This is a genomic window from Mesorhizobium sp. WSM4820 (assembly GCF_055811075.1).
Window position 1 is genome coordinate 272182 of sequence record NZ_JBVVQN010000007.1, and the last position, 21491, is coordinate 293672.

General features: G+C 63.5%; 14 protein-coding genes. 12 read left to right on the plus strand and 2 right to left on the minus strand.

The window, feature by feature from the left end; all coding sequences use genetic code 11:
* Window positions 1-42: 42 nt before the first annotated feature.
* On the plus strand, window positions 43-11412 hold the full coding sequence (locus tag AC0L2R_RS14320) for a LysM peptidoglycan-binding domain-containing protein (protein ID WP_473509697.1): 11370 nt from the start codon (window positions 43-45) through the stop codon (window positions 11410-11412).
* Here AC0L2R_RS14320 and AC0L2R_RS14325 read toward each other — a convergent pair.
* Together AC0L2R_RS14325 and AC0L2R_RS14330 are read right to left on the minus strand one after the other, a co-directional pair.
* Window positions 11385-12347 carry a LysR family transcriptional regulator gene (locus AC0L2R_RS14325; RefSeq protein WP_473509699.1) on the minus strand — a complete coding sequence of 321 codons (963 nt, stop codon included), beginning with the start codon at window positions 12345-12347 and terminating at the stop codon, window positions 11385-11387. The genes AC0L2R_RS14320 and AC0L2R_RS14325 overlap by 28 nt on opposite strands.
* Window positions 12348-12386: 39 nt before the next feature.
* Window positions 12387-13094 carry a L,D-transpeptidase gene (locus AC0L2R_RS14330; protein ID WP_473509701.1) on the minus strand — a complete coding sequence of 236 codons (708 nt, stop codon included), beginning with the start codon at window positions 13092-13094 and terminating at the stop codon, window positions 12387-12389.
* Window positions 13095-13328: 234 nt separating this feature from the next.
* Between AC0L2R_RS14330 and AC0L2R_RS14335 the strand changes: the two genes are divergently transcribed.
* The 11 genes from AC0L2R_RS14335 (at window position 13329) to sctT (ending at window position 21436) form a co-directional block, all read left to right on the plus strand.
* Window positions 13329-13976, plus strand: coding sequence for a type III secretion protein (locus AC0L2R_RS14335; RefSeq protein ID WP_473509703.1), 648 nt, complete (start codon window positions 13329-13331; stop codon window positions 13974-13976).
* Between the two features lie 20 nt (window positions 13977-13996).
* Window positions 13997-14629, plus strand: a complete 633-nt coding sequence (locus AC0L2R_RS14340) for a hypothetical protein (RefSeq protein ID WP_473509704.1) — start codon at window positions 13997-13999, stop codon at window positions 14627-14629.
* A 15-nt stretch (window positions 14630-14644) separates the two neighbouring features.
* Window positions 14645-15478, plus strand: coding sequence for a type III secretion system inner membrane ring lipoprotein SctJ (sctJ, locus tag AC0L2R_RS14345; protein ID WP_473509705.1), 834 nt, complete (start codon window positions 14645-14647; stop codon window positions 15476-15478).
* A 47-nt stretch (window positions 15479-15525) separates the two neighbouring features.
* Complete coding sequence (locus tag AC0L2R_RS14350; RefSeq protein WP_473509707.1) at window positions 15526-16098, plus strand: SctK family type III secretion system sorting platform protein; 573 nt, start codon at window positions 15526-15528, stop codon at window positions 16096-16098.
* A gap of 5 nt (window positions 16099-16103) precedes the next feature.
* Window positions 16104-16724: a type III secretion system stator protein SctL gene (sctL, locus tag AC0L2R_RS14355; protein ID WP_473509709.1), complete on the plus strand. Its 621-nt coding sequence runs from the start codon at window positions 16104-16106 to the stop codon at window positions 16722-16724.
* Complete coding sequence (locus tag AC0L2R_RS14360; protein ID WP_473509711.1) at window positions 16721-18079, plus strand: FliI/YscN family ATPase; 1359 nt, start codon at window positions 16721-16723, stop codon at window positions 18077-18079. Before sctL ends, AC0L2R_RS14360 begins: the two co-directional genes overlap by 4 nt.
* Window positions 18066-18554, plus strand: a complete 489-nt coding sequence (locus tag AC0L2R_RS14365; protein ID WP_473509713.1) for a hypothetical protein — start codon at window positions 18066-18068, stop codon at window positions 18552-18554. Before AC0L2R_RS14360 ends, AC0L2R_RS14365 begins: the two co-directional genes overlap by 14 nt.
* Before the next feature lie 151 nt (window positions 18555-18705).
* Window positions 18706-19680: a type III secretion system cytoplasmic ring protein SctQ gene (gene sctQ, locus AC0L2R_RS14370; protein WP_473509715.1), complete on the plus strand. Its 975-nt coding sequence runs from the start codon at window positions 18706-18708 to the stop codon at window positions 19678-19680.
* Window positions 19673-20326, plus strand: coding sequence for a type III secretion system export apparatus subunit SctR (sctR, locus tag AC0L2R_RS14375; protein WP_202363682.1), 654 nt, complete (start codon window positions 19673-19675; stop codon window positions 20324-20326). Before sctQ ends, sctR begins: the two co-directional genes overlap by 8 nt.
* A gap of 18 nt (window positions 20327-20344) precedes the next feature.
* Window positions 20345-20614 (plus strand): EscS/YscS/HrcS family type III secretion system export apparatus protein, encoded by a 270-nt coding sequence (locus tag AC0L2R_RS14380; RefSeq protein WP_473509716.1) that lies wholly within the window; start codon window positions 20345-20347, stop codon window positions 20612-20614.
* 9 nt (window positions 20615-20623) lie between these two features.
* Window positions 20624-21436 carry a type III secretion system export apparatus subunit SctT gene (gene sctT / locus AC0L2R_RS14385; protein WP_473491441.1) on the plus strand — a complete coding sequence of 271 codons (813 nt, stop codon included), beginning with the start codon at window positions 20624-20626 and terminating at the stop codon, window positions 21434-21436.
* The last annotated feature ends 55 nt before the right edge of the window (window positions 21437-21491 follow it).

The window sequence follows — 21491 nt, forward strand, 5'->3', positions numbered from 1 at the left end:
GACTGCCTGAACCAGGACTGGACCGGCTTCGGAGGTTGTTTGATGATCCGCCCGATTAACACCGTCAAGCCGCCGCCGCCGCCCAGGGTCGATCCAAAGGCCCAGGCCGAGCAGACTACGCGGCTGCGGGCGGAAGCCACGAAATTGCAAAACGAAATCCGGCTCGCCAACAGGATGGGCGAGGTCGACGCGGCCGCGGGCGCCCGCCAGCGGCTGACGCAGGTCAATGCGGAACTGACGACGGCGCAGCCGACTGCCCCGGCGCCGCAGCCGACTCCGCCGGCGCAGCCAGGACCGGAACTGCCTGCCGCGGTCACCATGGCCAACGGCGGCGTCACAGCCGCGCCAGCGCTTTTCGCGATGCAGGATCTCGGCGGCGGCGGCGTCGTTTCGCCGGAAGTCAAGGCGCTGGAAGTCAAGACGCCGGACGTCAAGGCGTCAGAAGTCAAGGCGCCAGAAGTTAAGGCGAACGACATCCTCAAGGCGATCGATGGTGGCAAAAGCATCGACAACATCGCCGCCGAGCAGGGCGTGGCTCCCGAGGATGTGGTGGCGGCTCTGAATGCCGGCGGCATGACGGCGGTAGCGACCGAGCATGCCAACGGCGACACCCGCACGGTGGTGATCACCGCCGGAGACCGCACGATCACCGAAAACCAGGATTGTCAGCACGGCGGCTACTACACCCAGGAGACCGGCCCCGGCATGCAGGCGACGTCATCGCCGATCCGTGACGATCTCGGCCGCAAGGAAACCACCAGTGTCGACGCGCAGACCGGCGCGATCACGACGACGCTCGTGGACGATCTCGGCGACGGCGCGGTCACCGAACGCACGACCAATCCCCAGACCCGTGAAACCACAACCACCGAAACCAGTGGTGACGGCGCCGTCACCGTCACCAGCAACCTGCCGAACGGCTCGACCGTGCAAACGGTGACGCCCGCCGGCGGCCCGTCATTGCCGGTAACCACGGTTACGGCTCCGGGCGGCGAAGTGACCACCTTGGCGCAATCGCAGGCGGCGGACGGCTCGGGCGTGCCGGCGATCGAGGAACAGCTTGCCGCCGGCAAAAGCATCGACGAGATCGCCGAGGCGAGCAAGCTCACGCCGGAGCAGGTGATCGCCGAAATGAACGCCGCCGGCCTCGAGGTGACGCAGGGCGGTGACCCTGGCGAGACCCTGCAGATCGTCGTCACGGATCCGAATACCGGCAGGACCGCCACCTACAACAACGACTACCACCACGGTTCGCGCTCGGCGACGGTCACCGAGGGAAGCACCGAGACGACCAACAAGGTCGACGGCAACGGCGTGACTACGCAGACCGAGCGCAACACCGAGACCGGCGAGGAAACCACCACCATCGTCGACCCCGTCAACAACACCGAGACGACGATCGTCGTGGACAAGGATGGCCGACGCACCGAGACCGTCGTCGAGACGCTGAACGACAGCGAGCCGATCGACTACGACGTCAAGCCGGGCGACAATCTGAGCGACATCGCCGAGGCCAACGGCGTGACGCTGGACGATCTCGCCAAAAGCAATCCGGAACTGTTCACCACGCCGCGCGACCCCGACCTTATTCGTCCAGGCGAGACGGTGGTGATCGACGGCGCCACCAGGACCACCGTCAATGTGACGTTTAACGGCTACACGATGACCACGTCGCCGGACGGCAAGATCACGCTGACCAACGCTGCGACCGGCGCTGTCACCGATATCGCGGCCGGCACCGCGCAACAGGCGCTGGCCGGGCTGCTGTTCGACATCAACCCGAACAGCAGTGACCTGCAACAGGCCAAGGAAGACCAGATAGTCAAGACGGCGCTGGATGGCATGTTCGGCGGGGCGACGCCGGAGCTGACCACAGACGCGCTTGAAAAACAGCAGGCCGTGGTCGCTGCGATGGAAGCCTATGGCAAGCCCGTCCCCGCCACGCCGCAGCTCGAGGGCACGCCGATCTCGGTCGGCCCGTTCGGCGAACCGCCGTCAGCAACCGCGCCTTCAGGCGGCAACTGGGTGCCGCTGATAGTGGACGGCACCTGGCAGTGGTTCGATCCGGAGGTGGCCAAGGCGATCGCGGCCGAGAACGTCGCTGTGTCGCGCCACGGCGAGGCGCAGGCAAATTCCGTGCAAAGCCAGGCGCAGCTCGATGTTTACGCCCTGGACCCCGCCTACAAGGGGGCCATGGAAGCCGCCGAAGCGGCGCTCGACGACACATTGGCGCCTTATGGGCTGGAGTTGAAGCCGACCGAACCCAAGGGTACGCTGGCCGAAGCGCAGGAACGGCTGAGCCTCGCCAACAGCGCGCTCGAAGCTGCCGCCACGGCCACGGACCAGTACGCGGCGGGTCAGCAGAGCCTTCTCGACGCCATCGACAAACAGGTCGACCTGCCGGCGATCAGCGATCCCAACCAGGATTCCGTCAGTAGCCCGGGTAGTCCCAGCCCGGAGGAAGCAAACCAGGACGCCAGGGCCGAGCATGCCGGGGTCGCCCAGCTGCTTATCGATTCGGCGCTGCACACCGCCAATGGCAACAAGGCCACCGTCGACCAGCTGGTCGCCTCGACCGAGCTCGAGCTGAAGCTGACCGATGCCAAGCCCGGAACCGCCGAATACACGGCCATCGAAGAGCGGCTTAAAGGTCTGCAGGCGCTCCAGGGGGGCGCGGCCAATCAGGTGACCTTGGCCGAGGCATATCAGCAGTATGGGATTGCGCAGAAAGCGGCGGCGGATCTTGCCGTGACCATGGAGCCTCTCAAGCAGCAACTGCTTGCGCAGGCGCGGGAACGAAACCCGCACCATTTCGACTGGAAAGGCTTTACCAATGGCCGCGGCGAGTTTACCGGCAAGATCCTGTCGCAGGACATCGTCGAGGAGAACGGCCAGCTCTTTGTCGTGACCGTCTATGAGAACGCCACGTTCACCGACGAGAACGGCGATGACACGAACGTCCATAAATCTGCCCTGACCTACGACCTCAAGGACGACGGCATCAGGCAGGATTTCCGGGACGATCCGCTCAACAAGCAGTGGCAGGAGATGCTGGCCTCGACGGACACGTCGTCGGCGCCGGTATGCACACCCAATGCAAACGGATCGCAATCGGCGCTGGACGCGGCCAGGTCGAAGATTGTCGACGTCCAGGTCAACAATTTTGATGCCGCACTGAAAGACGCGAGGACTGCGCTCGTCGACGCGGCGGCGGCGCGCGACCAGGCGATCACCGACCACGGGCCGGGGACGGTCGAGGCGCCCGCTGGCACCCTAAAGCCGGGCGAGACGGCGGTGAAGGTCACGGTGGGCGGCCGCGACGTGTGGGTCGCGCCGGAGGTTGCCGCGGCCTACGAAGCGCAGGGGCCGGGCGCTATCGGCGAAAGCGGCAAGTCGGTCCAGATCGAGATGGACGGCCAGAAGCTGTGGGTGTCCCCCGAAGTCGCCGCCGCGGAAATCAATCGCGACCAGGCGGAAACCCAAAAGGACCGATTGGAGGACTGGGAACAAAACGTGCGGCCGGCGATGGTGGCGGGGCGCGACTGGTACGCTTTCTCGGCAAGCCAACCCAAGCTTCTCGAATATGGTTCGGAGGAGCACGAGGCGAAACTCAAAAACCAGTATTTTGAAGAACGCCAGGATCAGGCGATGGCTGGCTATCGGGTGCGGTTCGAGAACCTTTATGAATCCGGACTCACCGGTGAATACAAGCCCTATGCGCCCGGCGAACTCAGCGGTACGGTTGCGCAGACCCTTGGCCTCGATCCATCGAGCGAGGGAGTCGAGAAGGTCGTCGACGAAATCGCCGACCGCGCCGGCGACGACGCCGAGGTCAAGATCGTGCCGATCTTCTCGCTTGATGGCGGGGTGGAATCATCGACTGCCCTGTTCGCGATCAAGAGCGGAGGCAACGAGGCCGGCTATGTCGACAGTGCTGGTAAATACTACAGCAGCTTCGACGAATTCCAGCACGAGAATCGCCTGTTCAGCGACAAAGGCAACCTGGTCATGGCCAAGGGCGGCGACATGTCGCTCGGCAAGGATGGCTTTTCGCTCGACGAACTCGAAGTGGCCGACGCACGCAAAGTGGATTTCTGGGACAAGGCCAGCGACATAGGCTTGGGCCTTCTGGCGGGCGCCGCAACCATTGTCTCGTTCGTGCCGGGCGGCCAATGGGCCATTCCCATCGCCGTCGGCGCCGGTTCAATCCTTGGCGGCAAGGCTCTGATCAAAGAGGGTGATCACCTCCTGCAGGGCGGCGACTTCGACAGCCAGTCGGCCTGGAATGTCGCGACCGGCGTAACCGCATTCCTGCCCGTGGGCGCCGGCGCCCTGCGCACGTACGGCCTGGCAAAGACCGGCCTGTCCGGGCGCCAGGCTTTCGCGGGCGGCTTCGGGATGACCCACATGAAGGAGGTCAGCTGGGGCATCGGCAAATTCCAGGTGAAGGTAGACAAGGCCAAGTATGCCGATGAGGTCTCGGCGTTCATGCAAAGCGGCAGCAAGCTGCCCGCCGCAGCATGGGACCTCGATGCCGCCGCCGTGGCTACCGGTGTTCCGCTGCTCGGCAAATCGCTGCAAGATCTGGCGGCGCTGGTGCATGAGGGCGATATGAATATGCTCGAGCTCGCCAACGCGATCGTCGGCATAGGCGTCGGCACTGTCGGCACAGGCCTGGGCGGCCGCTCGCTGTTGTACAACATGCCAGGAGCGGGCGGAACTCGCAGTGGACCTCATACGTCGGCCAGTTTTCCTGGCGGACCGGAATCGGGGCCGCAACCGCGAGCCGTCTACGAGATGGGCAGTGATGGTGTCTACAAGCCGACCGGCGAGCAGGTCATGCCGGATCCGAACGAGATCATCATCGAGGGCGAAGTGGCCGGCGAAACGTCCGGCCAGCAGGGAGCCGGTTTCGGCGCCCGGGATGGGTTTGACAACACCGGTCCGGCTAACCGGCCAACCGGTCCGCGGGCGCTGCCGGCCGGTGAGTCCGACGGGCCGAATCCACCGCCCGGCGGCAATGGTGATCCATCAGGCGGCGGACAATCGTCGCGGCCGATGGTCGTGCATGAGCAAGGCGCCGACGGCGTCCATCGTGCTACTGACGAGTTGGTCTTCCACGATCCTGGCCACCCCGTTATCGAGGGGAGGGTTGTCAGCGCCCACGACGAGGGGCCGAGCGCCCCGGGCGAGCGCGGCGATCCCCAGAATCCCGGCAACCGAGACGCCCAGGGCGCACGTGAGCAGAATGTCCCCGCCGACGGCGATCCGATCGTGGTTCCGCCGGCCCGCGGCGACGCAACGACGCACCCGGCCGACAGCGGTTCGCGGCTCGTCTGGGACCCGGCGACCAAGACGTTCACCGGCACGCCGAGCCCTTCCGGAGCGAAGCCGTCGGAAGGTGGTGCCGAAGGGACCCGGCCGTTGATGCGCTACACTGTCGGCAACCGCCATACCGGCGAGATGCTCGTCGATTTCAACCTGCCGGAAGGGCAGCGTGTTGTCGCCATACCCGAACCCAAGGCGATCACGGCCGCGCCGGAGTCGGTGCCGGCTGCTGTCGAGCTCGACCCTTCCTTGCCGGTGCTTTATCTCGGCGCCGATGGCCGCTGGACAGCCGATCCGAACGCCCGCACCGAGCCACCGGCCGTGACGGACACCGGTCACCCCAGCCCGGTTCGCCCCGACGGCACGCCGGTCATCAACAATCGCTCGTCAAACCCGTACAGCTTCGGCCAGACGATCGCTGCAGTCAAAGCCGGCCTGCGGCGCATCGGCACGCGTTACGCGAATACCGAACCCCGCTATGACTATCCGAAGCTCGGCGAACTGGTCGACAGCATCTATCACCGGCCGGTTGCGCAGGACGGCGTCACCGCCGGACAGGACATCTATGTCGAGGCCGACGGCAAATACCGGCCGGCCAAGGTCGTCGTCGCCGGCCCGCAGGCGAGCATGACCCGCGACATCGTCCCCGAAATCGTCCCATTGGGCGAGCATGCCACGGAGGCCGGCTATTTGGGTTCCGGCAAGACCGTCGAGCGCGCCAAGCGCGGTTCGATAACCACGCCGAACGGCCAGCTCAGGGTCAACACCCCGGCACGGGAAGTCCATACGTTCAAACCTGCCGACAATCCGGAAGTCAGCCGTCGCTCGGCGCTCGGCGAAACCCTGGCCACGACCTTGCCGGCGCTTCCCGACGATGCCGCGACGCCCGCGCCGACATGGACGCCCGAGCAGCTGGAGCTCGTCGGCGACTACCTCAATTCCCTCGAACGTTCCAGCGATCCTGTCGTCCGCGATGCGGTGACCATGACCAGGGTGCAGCTCGGCGGCAGGAGCCTGCCTCAGTCCGGCACGGAGATGACGCCGGCTCAGCATCATGCGCTTGGCGAAATGCTCAACGCCGACCGCAACAGCCTGTTCACCGGCTCCAAGCCGGCCGGCCAGCTTTCGAAGAACGGCCTGACGACCCTCCAGGTGTTCAGCGCGCAGGGCAAGCTGCCGCATCTGTCGCCGGGAGAAGTGATCGACCAACTCGGCCTGTCGTCCGACGCCAGACTGACCGGCGGCGAGCAGTTCCTTACCGCCGGGGCGCTGCCGGGAGAAGCCGGCTGGACCGATGCCGGCCGTGGCAGCGTCGGCGATTACCTCAAGGCGGCGTCACGCTCCACCGATACGAACCTTGCCGCCGCGGCAAATGCCGCCTCGCCGTTGTTCAAGGGGCGGGCCACCAAGCCCGGCAAGGCGGTGACCGCCGCGCAGCAGGATGCGCTCATGCAGGTCCTGCAGGCCGACAGCGGCAGCACGTGGGTCTACGGTCCGAAGCTTCAGCCGGGCTCTTCGTTCAAACCCGCCGGCGATCTTTCGCCGGAGGGCCGCTACAATGAGAAGGTTCTGTCCGGCCACGATACCTGGACGCCGTATCTTTGGCGAGAGATGCGCGGTTACGCCGCTAACCAGCAGAAATCCGCGGACCCCGCGGTGCAGTCGCTCGCGAGCGCACTGGAGAACGCGCTGCCCGCAAGCAAGCCCAAGGCCGGGACCGAGATCAACAGCGAGGTGCCCGTCCTGCTGGAACGGTTGCTGGACGCCGACAAGGCGAGTTCGTGGCGCGCCCCGACATTCTTCACCGATGCGCAAGGGGTCTGGCGGTCCGACCGCGCCACTGTTTCCTGGTTCCTGCAGGAACACGAAGCCAATGTCCTGGGCGGCCCCGTGCTGAATGACGTGGCGACCAACGGCGCCCTCCAGGCTGCCGGGTGGATCCTCGGCCCCGACGGCCGCACGATCACTCTCGGCGGATCGATACTCGGCATCGGCCTCAAAGTGCCGCTGCCCAGCCGGCAGGTCTATGGCGAGCTCAGCCTGAAGAACAATGGCCCGGACGGCACCGGTTTCCTGCTCCCGGTCCACCCCAACGACGCGAACGGCCAGAAACTTTTCGTCAATGGATACCGGCCGAATTTCGCTTATGACGAGGCGGCGGCTCCCTCCGCCCAGTGGGTCGCATCGGCGCCGATGCTGTCGAAGAACACGTTCCAGAGCGAAAAAGCCACTGGCGTTTCACTATCCATCGCTGGCTTCTCTGTGAGTGGGACCTACGTCAATCGCACGCTGCGCTATCTCGGCGGCGAAGGCGGTCGGCCGGGATATACCCAGAGGGAGCCTGGCCCGCTCAGCCAACGAGCAGCCTCTTTCTGGGAGGAGGCGGCGAGAGGTGGCGCCAGCCACTATAGCTCCGAAGGCAAGGTGCCTGGTTTCGAGGATCGTCTCCTCTTCCGCAACTACAACGTCATTGCGCCCTTGGGAGGCGGCAAGGAACCCTGGCGCGGCAGCCCCGCCTTCGAGGGCGTTCCGCGCGAGACGGGCGCCGGGCCGCTCAACCGCCTGGACCGCACGGACCACGGCGCCGGTCTCGCAGTGAACTATGGGCCATTGCCGCTAACGACGGTGGAACTCGGCTCGGTGAGGAAGGATATCGTCCCGCATGCCCGCACCGCCCGCGCGCATCCCGGATCCTCCGAAGGCGCGCAAAAGGTCTTCTCCGCGCTGGACACTTCGGGGGGGCGACTGACGCCGGACGTTCTGCAGCATCTCGACGCCTATCTCGCCGAGGTTGCGGCATCGCCGCACGGCGATTTGAGGTTCGCTGGTCAGCGCGTCTTGGATGTGTTCCCGGAACTGGGCGTGGCGCCGTATCCGGACCAACTCACCTCCGCCGGCGGACGACCAGATGGCATGAGCAGGCCCGCTTGGAAGGCGTTGCGGCAACAGATGGACCAGCAGGCCCGCAGCGAACTGACGCCCACGCAGGCCCATTACCTCAACCGGCTGCTCGAGCAGGATGTGCGGCACAATTCGCCGCCCCCGGACATCGCACCGGCCCCGGCGGGCGACGGCCCGATTGTGCCCAGGAGTCCGGCGCCGCGACGGGAACAGGGCCCGGCGGCTGAAGGGTCGTGGGGACCGTCGACAGCAAAACCGCTGACACAAGCTGAGATTGCGGCCAACCGCCAGGAAGCATCGAGCATGCTGGACGATATGATCCAGCAGGATCTTGGCATGCCCGAGATGACCGCGATGAGGGCCGATCTTGCCGATCAGGTCAGCCGGTCGCCCGAGATGATGGAACTCTTGCGGAATGCCCACGCGAAAGGCGTGCGCATCGTCAATCCGGCGCGGCGCGATCTGCGGATTTTCGATCCGAGCCTGGAACAGGATCTGACTGCAACCGGATCAGGGTTGGACCGATCGCTCGACGTGATTTCCGTGGATGCCGATATGTTCCGCACGCCGGCCGCGGACAATGACGCGGTCGTCGCTGGATTCGTCGATGCGCTCAGCCATGAACTGTCGCATGTGACCGACGCCCCGATCGACGTGCTGCCTCAGGATTTCGCGAACCGCCAAGCCCATCGGGACGCAAACGTAGACGCTCGCTTGAAGTCGGAGGGCGAAGCGGCGCTGGTTCAATACATCGTAGCCGATGAGCTTGCTGCCAACGGCGGCAAGCCGAATCTCGCGCTGCGAGCCGACCAGGCGCAGGCCGATATCTATGACCGCTTCACCGCCGGCGAGATCGACCGCACCCAGGCTGTCCACGAGATGGCGGCGCTCTACGGGAGCATGGAGCCGAGCATTGCGGACGGCGGCACCTACTCAGACTACTACGGACATTTCGCGGACGCGGCATATCAGGCAGCGAATGTCGCGCCGGGCCACGAAGGCGATGTTGCATCCAACGCATCGCACGTCGTGGGTGAACCGCGCGCTGCCGCACCAGCAAACAAGGGCCAACCCGCTCCGAACAATGGACCGCTCACCCGAGATGGCGTCAGAGCGACCCCGCTTGACCAGGTGCCAGATCTCGTCATGGGCGATTTCCAGCCGACCCAGATTCCATGGCTCAAGCGCGAGCAGGTGGCCGAGCTGACGGAACAGCAGTTCCGCGACATGGATCAGGCCGGCTTGCTGCCCTATCTGACCAAAAGCCAATTGCGTGGTATCCCGAAGGCAAAGATAGGCCAGGTCAATATTGCTGGCCTCGACGGGAAACAGATTCCTTGGCTGACCGAGGGCCACATCCGGAATGTGACGGACCAGCAGTTCCGGGATTTCGGCAAGACCGGTTTGACGCCTCACCTGACGAAACCACAGTTGCAGGCGATAAAAGGAGACATGGTCGAGCTGGTCAACATGTCGAAGTTGGAAGCGCGTCAGGGTCCATGGTTCAAGCCCAGCCAGGTCGCGAAGTTCACGTCACAGCAATTCAAGGATCTGGGCGAGGCCGGGTTGCTGAAGACCCTCACCGAGCGCCAGGTTCCGGCGATCTCCGAAACCGTGATCGATTCCGTGGACGTGGCCAAGCTCGATCCCAAGCAGGTGCCGTGGCTGACCGAGAAGCAGATTCCGGTGCTGACCCGCGATCAATGGGGTGCCTTCACGATCCACCACACTGAAGCCATGACCCAGCTGCAGATCGAAGCGGTGACACCAAAACAGTACGGGGAAATGAGCCCCGGCCAGTTTCGCAAGTTCACGCTCGAGCAGTTCGAGTGGATGAGCGTGGACCAGACCAATGCGCTCTCGGTGCTGCAGCTGACGACATTTCGGGCGACCCACAAAAACTCGATGACGCCGGATCAGCGGACGCTTGTGGAAGGCGCGCTGGTTTATTCGCGGACCAATGAATATCAGGCTGCGCTGGACACCTTCGGCACCATGGCGGGCACGTCCTACATGCTGTGGAGCTCGCTGCCGCCAACCTGGACCGCCACCGCCGGAGCGGTGGCATTTGGCGTGCGAGGCGTCGTTTTCGGGGCGCAGGCGCTCTTCCCCAACGCAACCGCAAGTCACAAGCCGTTTGGGCGGTTCCTCAACGCGCTCGGCGGAGCCACATTCATTGCCGCAGCGCCAGGCGCCGCGACCGGGATGATCCAGGGTAAGGATCTTGTCGTCAACAGCACGTTCACGCTCGGCAACATCGTCTATGGCACGAAGTCGATGCTGCAGACGTTCACCGGCAGGCCGGTGATCCGAAACCTGGCCGAATATCTGGCTGGACCCGGCTATGTGCTTGGCTGCGCCTTCTATACGGTGCAGTCCTGGCCGGCGCCGATCGCCACAGTCGCCGGCACCATGTTCACGTTCGGCTGCGCGGAATTCTATGCGTCGGCCAGAAGGACGGACCGGATGAATAGCCGTTCAGTGCCGCGAACCGATGCTGATATCGCGGCGGCGGAAAAGTCCGACAAAAAATGGGCTGCATGGGATCGGTGGACTCTGGGCATCACCTTCGGCGTTGGAATGCTTCTCTTCTCGCTGGACGCCCTGCTCGCGGAGCCTTGGGAGGCCGCGAAGCCGACCCCTCCAGCCGATCCAAAAAAGCCGGATGGCGATGCCTCGTCCCAGCAACCCGATGATCCTTCGGATGTGCCAGACGCGCCGCAGATCCCGCCGGAAGATTTCCCACAACTTGTCGTGCTGGCCGATGACGGCCTGAACTTGCGGACCCAGCCTGACGTGGATTCGACCGTGGTGACGGTTCTGCAAGCCGGCACCTTCGTCGAGCAGACCGCCGGGCCTTCGACCGATCAGTCAGGGGAGGCCTGGATACCGGTCGAAGGTTTCGGGCCGGACGGCGAAATGCATAGCGGCTGGGTTTCCGGCGACCATGTCGAGGCGCATGCCGACGGCAGCAGCAATCCTGCGGGCCGCACCAATCCAACGCTGGAGCAAGACGGCTACCAGTGGGTCGAGGTCAAGAACGGCGACAGCATTCGCCTGATCGCCAGGACCCATTCCGCGGATGTGGCCGAGACGGTGGTGCTCAACATGGATCATATACTGAGCCCGGATGTGATCTTCTCGGGCGACCGCATCTATCTGCCGGCCACCCTGGTCGGCTGAGAAACCGCGGGCCTAAGCTTGTCGGTTCTCGCGGCATAGGCATGCGCAACGCAGCCGGCCAGCTTAGCCGCCCGCTCCGCTATCGGATTGGAGGGTTCGGAAGAGTAGGAGGCGGTAAACTGCAGGTCGGACGGGTGCCATTCGCAATCGACGATGCGCAGTTTTCCGCTTGCGAGATAGTCCTGGACGACTCCCTCGGGCAGCGAGGCTATGCCGATCCCGTTGAGTGTCATCGTGATCGAAGCGGCCAGCGAATTGGCCGGAAAGATGCGCGGCGTCTCTTCGAATTCGCCGGTGAGCTTGCGGTAGAGTTCGCTGTAGGGTCGCGTGGTGCGGGCGTAGCTGATGATCGGAAACTGCATCAGGTCGTTCAGCGTCACCTTGCGCCGGTTGGGCAATTCCAATTGCGGCGAGCAGACCCAGACAAGCGGAAAGGACGGCATCTCGATATTCTCGATGCTGTACTCCAGGACAGGGCCCATCAGCACCGCAAGATCGAGCCGGTGTGACATGAGTTCGTTGCGAAGGGTCGTCGTCGCATCGACGACGATATCGGTATCGACAAGCGGAAAGTTTGCCTTCAGTGCCGTGAGGAAATCCGGCAGCCAGGTGTGCACGATCGTTTCGGCGACCCCAAGCCTCAGCACCCTGGTCGTCTCTGAAGTCTCTGACAGAGAACGGGCCATCAGTTGCAGCCGCTCGGCGACGCGCAGGACCCGTTGGGCAGGCGGCAGCAGCCGTTGTCCCTCGGCGGTCAGCCTGACCGTGCTGCTCTGCCGCTCGAACAGCTTGGCGCCAAGCGCTTCCTCCAGCCCGGCAATTCGGGTGGACACCGCCGGCTGTGTGGTATTCAGGCGTTCAGCCGCCCTGCGAAAGCTTCCGAAGGTCGCCACCAGGAGAAAGGTTTCGAGCTGCTTGATGTTGAAAGGTATCACGACTGGGAATCACTCATTTGCGGCTTTCGGGAACGGCCATCAATGCCGCACAATGATCTGGCTGCCGATCTTCACGCGGTTATAAAGATCGATGACGTCATCATTGGTCATGCGAATGCAACCGGAGGAGTTGGCCTGTCCGACGGTCCATGGCTGGTTGGTGCCGTGGACGCGATAAAGCGTGTTGCCGATATACAATGCGCGCGCGCCCAACGGATTGTTCGGTCCTCCCTCGACATGGGCAGGCAGGAAGCGGCCATTTGACGCTTCCCTGGATCGCATTTCGGCCGGCGGCCGCCAATCCGGCCAGGTCTTCTTGCTCGAAATCGTGTCGCGGCCGGACCACTCCAAACCCTCCTTTCCAACCCCAACCGCGTATCGCAACGCCCTGCCGTTGCCCAAAATGTAATAAAGCCGCCGCTCCGTGGTGCTGATGACGATCGATCCTTTCGGTTGAGCCTCGCTGAAATGCACGATCTCCCTCGGGATTGCCGACCAATCGCGCCGGGTTTCTGCATCGGAAGGCTGGTCGGGAGCGGAAGGGGAGACCAGCACATTTCTTGCCGGATCGTAAGTCCAGCTGCGTGGGTCATAACCGCTATTCGATTGGGCCTGCGCCGGCGCCATCGCGGCAATCGATAGGACAGTGATCAGAAATGCACGCAACCTCTGGTTAAGGCGCCGGGTGACCCGGACTTTGCGTCCCGCAACCTTGGCGGGAACAGGCAAGTTCGCAAGCAGAATCATGATTGCCGCCAAGACCGATCTCTCTTCTGCATCCAGGCGTCCAGCTGGCGATCACCTGATTCCAGCGCGCACCATATCGCTTTGCAAGCGGTTCGCAACGTTTGGCACCAAATGCTCGTGCGCATTCCAATTGGACTTCCAATTCAGCAATGTGCACGATAGAGTGAATCGGCGGGTAAACCATTCAACCAGCGACGCGGGCCATCGCTCGTGCGTCCCTTTGCGATAGGACCAATGTTGACGGGACGCGACACCTGCCATGCGGATCGGTTGGGAGCCAGGGCTGCTTTCGCCGCCTGCGGTCTAGCGATGATCCTGGCGTTCGGCCTTGCCTCGTCGCCGGCCAAGGCTGCCGAACCGCGCTGGCCTGCCGGCCCGTACAAATACATCACCGTCGATCAGTCGGTGGCCGACGCGCTGGTCGAGCTGGGCCGCAACATGCGGGTGCCGATGCGTGTCAGCAAACTCGTAAAGGGTCGTTTAAGCGCCGGCATGCCGGTTGGGACGGCGCGCGAGTTCCTGCAAGAGATCTGCGATCGTTACGGCTTGGTCTGGCATTTCGATGGCATCGTCATGAACGTTGCGACCGAAGCCGAGGTCCGGACGGAAATGATCGCGCTTGATGCCAACACGGCTGCCGGCGCGGAAGATCGGCTTTCGCGGCTGGGGGTCGTCGACCCGAAGTTTCCGATCAAGGTGTCCAGGCAGGACGATGTTGTCTCGGTATCGGGGCCGCCGTCCTATGTCGAACTTATCAGGAAAACACTGGGAGTTCCTGCGGCGCCGAGCGCGAAGCAGGATGTTGGCAAAGTTGTTCCGGTCCGCGTTTTCCGCGGCAGGCAGGCGGAGGCGCAGAATGTTCCCTCCGGCAAACCGAACTAAGCAAGCAGGAGGGCAGGTTCATGCAAATCGCGCCGATTGGAGCCCTGGAAGCCACACTGGCAAACTTGACCACCAGCATGGCTTCGCAGCAGCAGATCACCGCCGGCACGACAGCGCAGCCGGGTAACCGGATGGTGGGTGCCAATCAGGAAAAACATGATGCCGCGAAGGTCAGTATGCCTGAACGCGGTGATATCGCCGCGCGGGCAGGCCAGCAGGTGGCGCAGACGTCTTCGGGAGCCAATCCGGCGATGGCCGGACAATCCACCAAACTGGAAAAGACCGAGCCGGTCGCCGAACACAAGTTGTTCGACTATCTGGCCGAGGTGGAGAAGGCTGGGGGCGGGGCGCTCACGGATCCGTCTGCATTGTTCGGTTCTGCGGTTCAGTCGCTGGAAGGGACCATGCAGCAGGTCCAGAAGGCCCTTGGCCAGGCAAACGCCCCTGTAAGTGCTGAAACGGCCGCCATGCAGGATGGCGCCGGCAAGACCGCCCCGTCAGGCAAGGAAGACGAAAACGCCACCGCAAAAAATGCCGAGCAACTGCTCGAACGATCCATTTCGGTGATGTGGGCAGCCGCCAATCTCGAATTGGTCACCAGCAGCGTAACGGCCGTTACGTCGTCCACCAGCACGCTGATCAAGCAACAGTAAGCCTACGGAGTGTTCGTGCACACGATAACCTTGCCGCGGCGGTCGACACTATTGAATCGATGCGGCGTTCGGTGCCGCGTCGCGCTCGTCGTGGTGAGCATGCTTGTGCTCCAGGCGTGCTCGGTTGAGCTGTATTCCGACCTCAACCAGCGGCAGGCCAACGAGATCGTGGCCACGCTGATGCGTCATGGCATCCCGGCCCAACGCGAGGCGGCCAAGGACGGCAAAATGACGGTTTCCGTACAGAAGGACCGTTTCGCCGAGGCCATGGCGATTCTCGACGAAAGCGGGTTGCCCAAACAGGAATTCCAGACGCTCGGCGAAGTGTTCAAGCGCGACGGGCTTGTATCCTCGCCGGTCGAGGAGCGTGCGACGATGATTTATGGCCTGAGCCAGGAACTGTCGCAGACGATTTCGGACATCGACGGCGTGCTTTCCGCGCGCGTTCATCTCGTCCTGCCCGAAAACGATCCGCTGAGACAGCGGCTGGTCCCATCGTCCGCCTCCGTTTTCATCCGGCATCGCGCATCCGTTCCGATGAATGAGCTGATCCCGCAGGTCAAGATGCTGGTGGCCAAAGGCATCGCCGGGCTGACTTATGACAATGTATCGGTCACGCTCATTCCGGTGACTGCGGCAGTTCCCGAGCACGCAACCGGCGAGCCAAGTTTCACAACGTTCCTCGGCCTCTGGCTGCATCGCGACAGCGTCGCCGCCGCGATGTGGCTGTTTTACGGCATGATGGCGGCTATAGCGGTGCTGGCTGCCCGCCTGGCTTACGTCCAGTGGTATCGACGACCCGGCGTTTATGCGCTCGACGCTTCGGCAATGCCGGTGAAGAAGACATGACTCAGACCGGCTCGAAGCAAACTGCCAGCCCGGAATGGCAGACATTCATGTCCAATCCCGCATTCTATGCGGATGCGGCCCGGCTGGCACAATGCTTTGGCGGCACGATCGGCGAGGCCGCCTGCGAGCGTATGTTGCGGTCGCAGCGCCTGCATCAGCGATTGTCAGTGCTTCTGCTCGACCGTTACGGCCTCAGCGGTGCCGTCTCCAACGAGCCAGCCGATGAGACAGACCTGGCGATTGCCTTGTCGTCGGGTGAGGAGTTGGAGGAACTTGCGCTTCGCGCCGGCGCGATCTACTGGGCCGGCAGTCTGGCCGCCGTCATTGATGGACGCCAAGCCGCTGCGTTGCAGGCAGCACTCGGCGCGGAAGTCTGCGCTTTCGCGGTCGCCAACCGCGATCTGGCCGGCCCAATGCAGCCGTTGGAGCCCCTGGATGACATTGATCGTCGTGTCCATGCCGACGGCCTGCGTTGCCTTGGCGCCTGGTGTCAGGCGATGCCGGGCGAAACGAGCATGCGGGTCCGCCTCAAGCTGATGCCGCATGCGCTTGTCGATCAGCCGACAGCCGAACCATTTGCCGAAGCTGGTCCGGCAATCGTTCGACGGGCGATGGGTTAGGCGATATGGTCGAACCGGACAAAGTGACCACTGCCGTGCCGAGGCGTCCCGTCGCCCGCATCCTGCGCGCTGCCGAGGCACGCGCCTGGCAGGATGGGCACGCTTTTCTCGACGAAGCCAGGCGTGATGCGCAGCAGTTGCGTGACGCCGCTCGGCGAGCCTATGCGGCCGAATATGCGCAGGGTTATGAAGATGGCAAGGCGCGAGGCGACGCGGATGCCGCGCGTTTGGTGAGCGAGACCGCGGTCAAGGTAGATCGCTATCTCGGTGGGCTGGAAGCCGAAATCATCACTCTGGCTCTCGATGTGGTCAGGCGCGTGCTGGGAGAATTCGACGCGAGCATGCTGGTCGCCAAGGCGGCCGCGCAGGCAGTCACTGAAATTCGCCGCGCCAAATATCTAAAAGTCCGACTTCATCCTGCTTCCGTTAACAGGGTTCGCGACGAACTGAACGCGGTCCTGCGCGAGAGTGACCTGGGCATGACGATCGAGATCGACGCCGATGATACGCTGGCGACGGACGCCTGCATCCTCTCGACCGACATTGCGGTCATCGACGCCAGCATCGAGGCACAGCTCAACGCCATTGCCGCTGCGATTACATCAAAGGCCAAGGCGGCGGCATGACAAGTCCCGCCAGCAAGCTCGAGAGCCGCCTCGCATCGATCGTTCCGAACCTGCGTTCCGGCCTGCGTGACGATGCCAGCCGACCCAGGAAAGGCCGTGTACGGCGGGTCACCGGCACGGTCATTCACGCGACGGTGGAGGAGGTTCGGATCGGCGAGATCTGCGAACTCGTCGATCCCAGGACCGGCACGGCGACCAAGGCGGAAGTCGTTGGGCTCATGGACGAGATGGCGATCCTTGTTCCGCTTGGCGATCTCACCGGCCTTTCAAGCCTCACCGAGGTCATTGCGACCGGAAAGACCCAAACGGTGCCCGTCGGGCCCGGCCTGCTTGGTCGGGTGATCAGCGCGTTCGGCGAGCCATTGGATGGCAAGCCGCTTTCGCCGGACGGCATTACCGGCAGCTATCCGGTCAATGCCTATCCGCCGTCGCCGCTGGAGCGCAGTTTGATTTCCGAGCCTATCCAGCTCGGAATCCGCGCCCTCGATGGGCTTCTCACCTGCGCGCGTGGGCAGCGCGTCGGCATCTTCGGCGAGCCTGGCGTCGGCAAGTCGATCCTGCTTTCGGATATCGTCAGCGGCACCGACGCAGATGTTGCCGTGGTCGCGCTTGTCGGCGAACGCGGACGTGAAGTGCGCGAATTCATCGAGCATCAGCTCGGGCCGGAAGGGCTGGCGCGGGCGATCATCGTCGTCGCGACGTCCGACCGGCCGGCGATCGAGCGCGTCAAGGCCGCTTATGTGGCAACCAGCATTGCCGAATATTTTCGCGACCAGGGCAAGCATGTGCTGCTGGCAATGGACAACATCACGCGGTTTGCCCGTGCGCAGCGCGAGATTGGCCTCGCTTCAGGCGAGCCGCCGACGCGTCGCGGTTTCCCGTCTTCGCTTTTTGCAGTTCTGCCCCGATTGCTCGAGCGCTCAGGGCCTGGCCGCGTCGGCTCCATTACAAGCCTCTACAGCGTTCTTCTGGAGGGCGATGGCACGCTGGACCCGGTTGCCGAAGAAATCCAGGCGCTTCTCGACGGCCACGTCTTTCTGTCGAACGAGCTTGCGCAGCGCAACCATTTCCCGGCCATCGATGTGCTGCGCAGCCGCAGTCGCCTCATGGACACGGTGGTGCCGGCCGAGCATCGGTCGGACGCCGGCCGCTTGCGGGAGCTGCTCGCCCGCTACGCCGACGTCGAATTGCTGCTGCGCGTCGGCGAATACGAAAAGGGCAGCGATGCGGTGGCGGACGAGGCGGTGGCGAAGATCGACGCCATCAACGCCTTCCTGCGACAGCCGTCCGCCACCCACGAGACAATCGAGCAGACACGCGAACGCATGCGGGGGATCGTCAATGAAAGATCGTGACACGATCGCACGATTGCGCGACCTCAGGCGCCACGGTGAACAGCGCGCAAACGAATTGGTCATAAGGCGATACGCCGCTGCGCAGCGGGCCGCCGGGGCGGTTCGGGAGGCGGCCGCCGCGGTCAACGAACACCTGCAGCACACAGCCGACGCTGAGGATGCAGCGTTCGCTTCGCTTGTCGGGCAACCGGTGAAGGCCGCCAGCCTTTACCGGCTTCAGGGACAGTTCGAGAACGCCGCCAGGCAAACCGAGCAGCTCCGGGAAAACGAGAAGATGGCCGGCGTCACCGAGCAACGACGCAAAACCGAGTTATCGGCTGCCCGCAACGATCATCGCGCCAGCATGAAGGCGGTGACGAAGCTGGACGGGTTGTTGCAGCATCTGACCAAACGCACTGCCCGCCGCAGCCTGGCGCTTGCCGAGCTTTCCGAGGAAGACGAGCGCGGTCCACTGCGCTTGCCCACAGAACGATAGTCCAATCCGTGATCGTGAATATGGAAGTGTGATGCCTCAGGCCTTGGCGTCGGCAAAAAAGAAAGCGCGCGCAGAACCGGCGAGACGCACACGCTCGAGCGTTGGCGAGCCGCTGGCATTGGAATCTGTTGCGGCTGGAGAGGTTGAGGCATTGAACGCCTTCTACCGTCGCCGTGCTCCCGCGCAGATCACGATTGCCGGGAAAACCATGGCGCTCGCCGCCGTCTGGCCGGCGCCGAACCCTGTGGACCAGCCAATATGCACGATTGCGTTCACTCTCGGAGACATGGCGGGCAAGTTGCGCCTGCCGTTATCTGTTGTCGAACGAGGTCTTGCCAAGGCTGACGCGCTGATCGACCTGAAACGACTGGCGCCCGCTCACGCCGCACTGCTGCTGGAGTCCGAATTCGAAAAGGATCTCGAATGGATCGAGAGCAAGCTGGGCGAGACGATCGCTATTACGTCGATCGAACAAGAAGACAGCGTTCTGGACCAAACCGCGTTGGCTTTCGCCCTGACCGGCAAGGACGAAACCATCGATTGCACCTTGCACACCGACAGCGTCGGTCTGGCGGTGCGGGCCGGGCGCTTTCTCGACGCGATCGGCAAAGCGAGGCCCCCGGTTCCTGCCGAATTCCCGTTGCCCGTCTGCCTTTGGCGTCATGCGCTTACAATCAGTCACGGTGATCTTGAAAGCCTGCAACCTGGCGATGTGGTGCTCTTCGATGACGAAGAGGAAGACGCGGCATTGGTCATTGCCGAGCGGCTTTATGCCCCGGCGGTGCTGACTGCCAGCGGGCCGCAACTGCTTGCAGCGCCGACTGCAATCGCTGGATCGAAATGGGAGTGGATCATGAACCAAGACACGCCGCCGCACGCCGGTCAGGCATTGGAGGAGGCAACTCTGGACGAGCTGCCGGTTGTGCTTGCCTTCGAACTCGGCCGCACGGCGATGCCTCTCGGCGAGGTAAGGCGGCTTGCGCCCGGTGCCATCGTTCCGCTCGCCAATGTGACGAAGGAGACGGTCGACATCATCGCCAATGGCAAACGCGTCGGCCGTGGCGAGATCGTGCGGATTGGGGAGAGCCTGGGCGTGCGGATCGCCCGCATGTTCGACAATGCTTGACAATTCGCCCAACCTGCTTGGGATCCTGATTGCCGTCGGCTTTGTCGGTCTGCTGCCGCTGGCAGTCGTCACCATGACCGGATTCCTGAAGATCTCGGTCGTGCTGTTCCTCATCCGCAACGCGCTCGGCGTCCAGCAGATGCCGCCCAATCTGGTGCTCTACGGCATAGCGCTCGTGCTCACGGTCTATGTCACGACGCCGTTGCTGAGCGAGATGTCGGGACGGCTTCAGGAAGGGCAGGTTCAGTTCCAGACGACCGACGACCTCGCCAGGGCGGCGCAACTGGTGAGGGAACCATTGCAGCAGCACCTGATCAAGTTCACCCAGCCGGAAGAGCGGCAGTTCTTTCTCGATGGGACGAACCGCCTGTGGCCGGAACAGGCACGACAAGATCTGAAGGACGACGATCTTTCGATACTTGTTCCTGCCTTTGTCGCGTCCGAGCTTACGCGGGCGTTTGAAATCGGCTTTCTGCTTTATCTTCCGTTCCTCATCATCGACATCGTCGTTGCCAACATCCTGATGACGCTCGGCATGATCATGGTCTCGCCGGTCCTCATTTCGGTCCCGCTGAAACTGTTCCTTTTCGTCGCCATAGATGGCTGGTCGCGGCTGATGCACGGCCTGATCCTGAGTTACGTCTGACGCCGCTGGGAGGTTTGCATGAGCAATGACTTCATCCTGGCGAAGGTCCAGGGCGCGCTCCTGACGGTGCTGTTCGCGTCGGGCCCGGCGATCATCGCGGCGCTGGTCGTTGGCATCCTGGTCGGGCTGGCCCAGGCGCTGACGCAAATTCAGGACCAGTCGCTACCGCAGACGATCAAGCTTGTCGTGATCCTGCTGGTCATCATCGTCTTCGGCCCGCTGCTTGGCCAGCAGATCGCCGAGCAGGCCTCGACGGCGCTGGACGAATTCCCCGTCGTCACGCGTTGAGGCGCGCGGATGCCGGTCGAACCCTTCTTCGCGTCGGTCAAGGAGCTACAGTTGTTTCTTTTGGCGGGAGCTTTCGCGCTCGCCCGCATGACCGGGTTCATGCTGCTGATGCCGCTCTTTTCGCGCGTGCCGCTGTCGGGCCTGCTGCGCAACGGCGTTGCCCTGGCGCTGGCGGTTCCGGTCTTTCCGATGATCGTCGACAGACTGACAAACACCGACATCGCGACGACGATGATCGTCGCCTACATGCTCAAGGAGGTCGTCGTCGGGGTAACGCTCGGGCTGGCGATGGGCATTCCGTTCTGGGCGGCCGAGGCTGCCGGCGATATCCTGGACCTGCAGCGCGGCTCGACGATGGGGACGCTGATCGATCCGATGATGACCCATGAGACGAGCGCCACCGGCACCTTGCTCGCCGTCATCATGGTCACGGTCTACCTGGCCGCCGGCGGCCTCGAGCTTTCCCTGACCAGCCTTTACGACAGCTATGGCCTGTGGCCGATCGACCAACTTCTGCCGGTGTTCAGCAAGGATGCAGCCGGCATCTTCCTCGATCTCTTGAACCGCATTCTGATGATGGCATTGACCCTGGTTTTCCCGCTCATCATCAGCATGCTGTTGTCCGACCTTGTGCTGGCCTTTTTGGCGCGCGCCTCGCCGCACCTCAATGTTTTTGCGCTTTCGCTGATCGTGAAGACGCTGGTGTTTAGCCTCGTCTTTGTCCTCTATTCTGCTTTCCTGCTCTTCTACATGGAGCGGGACCTTGGTTTTCTGCACGAGGCGGGCCGACAGATAGAAGCGATCGGCTGCCGCAGCTGTTAATGACAACCAAAAAGGTTTGCGCAGGCGTCGGTCGCAAGATGAAGCAATCGTTGGC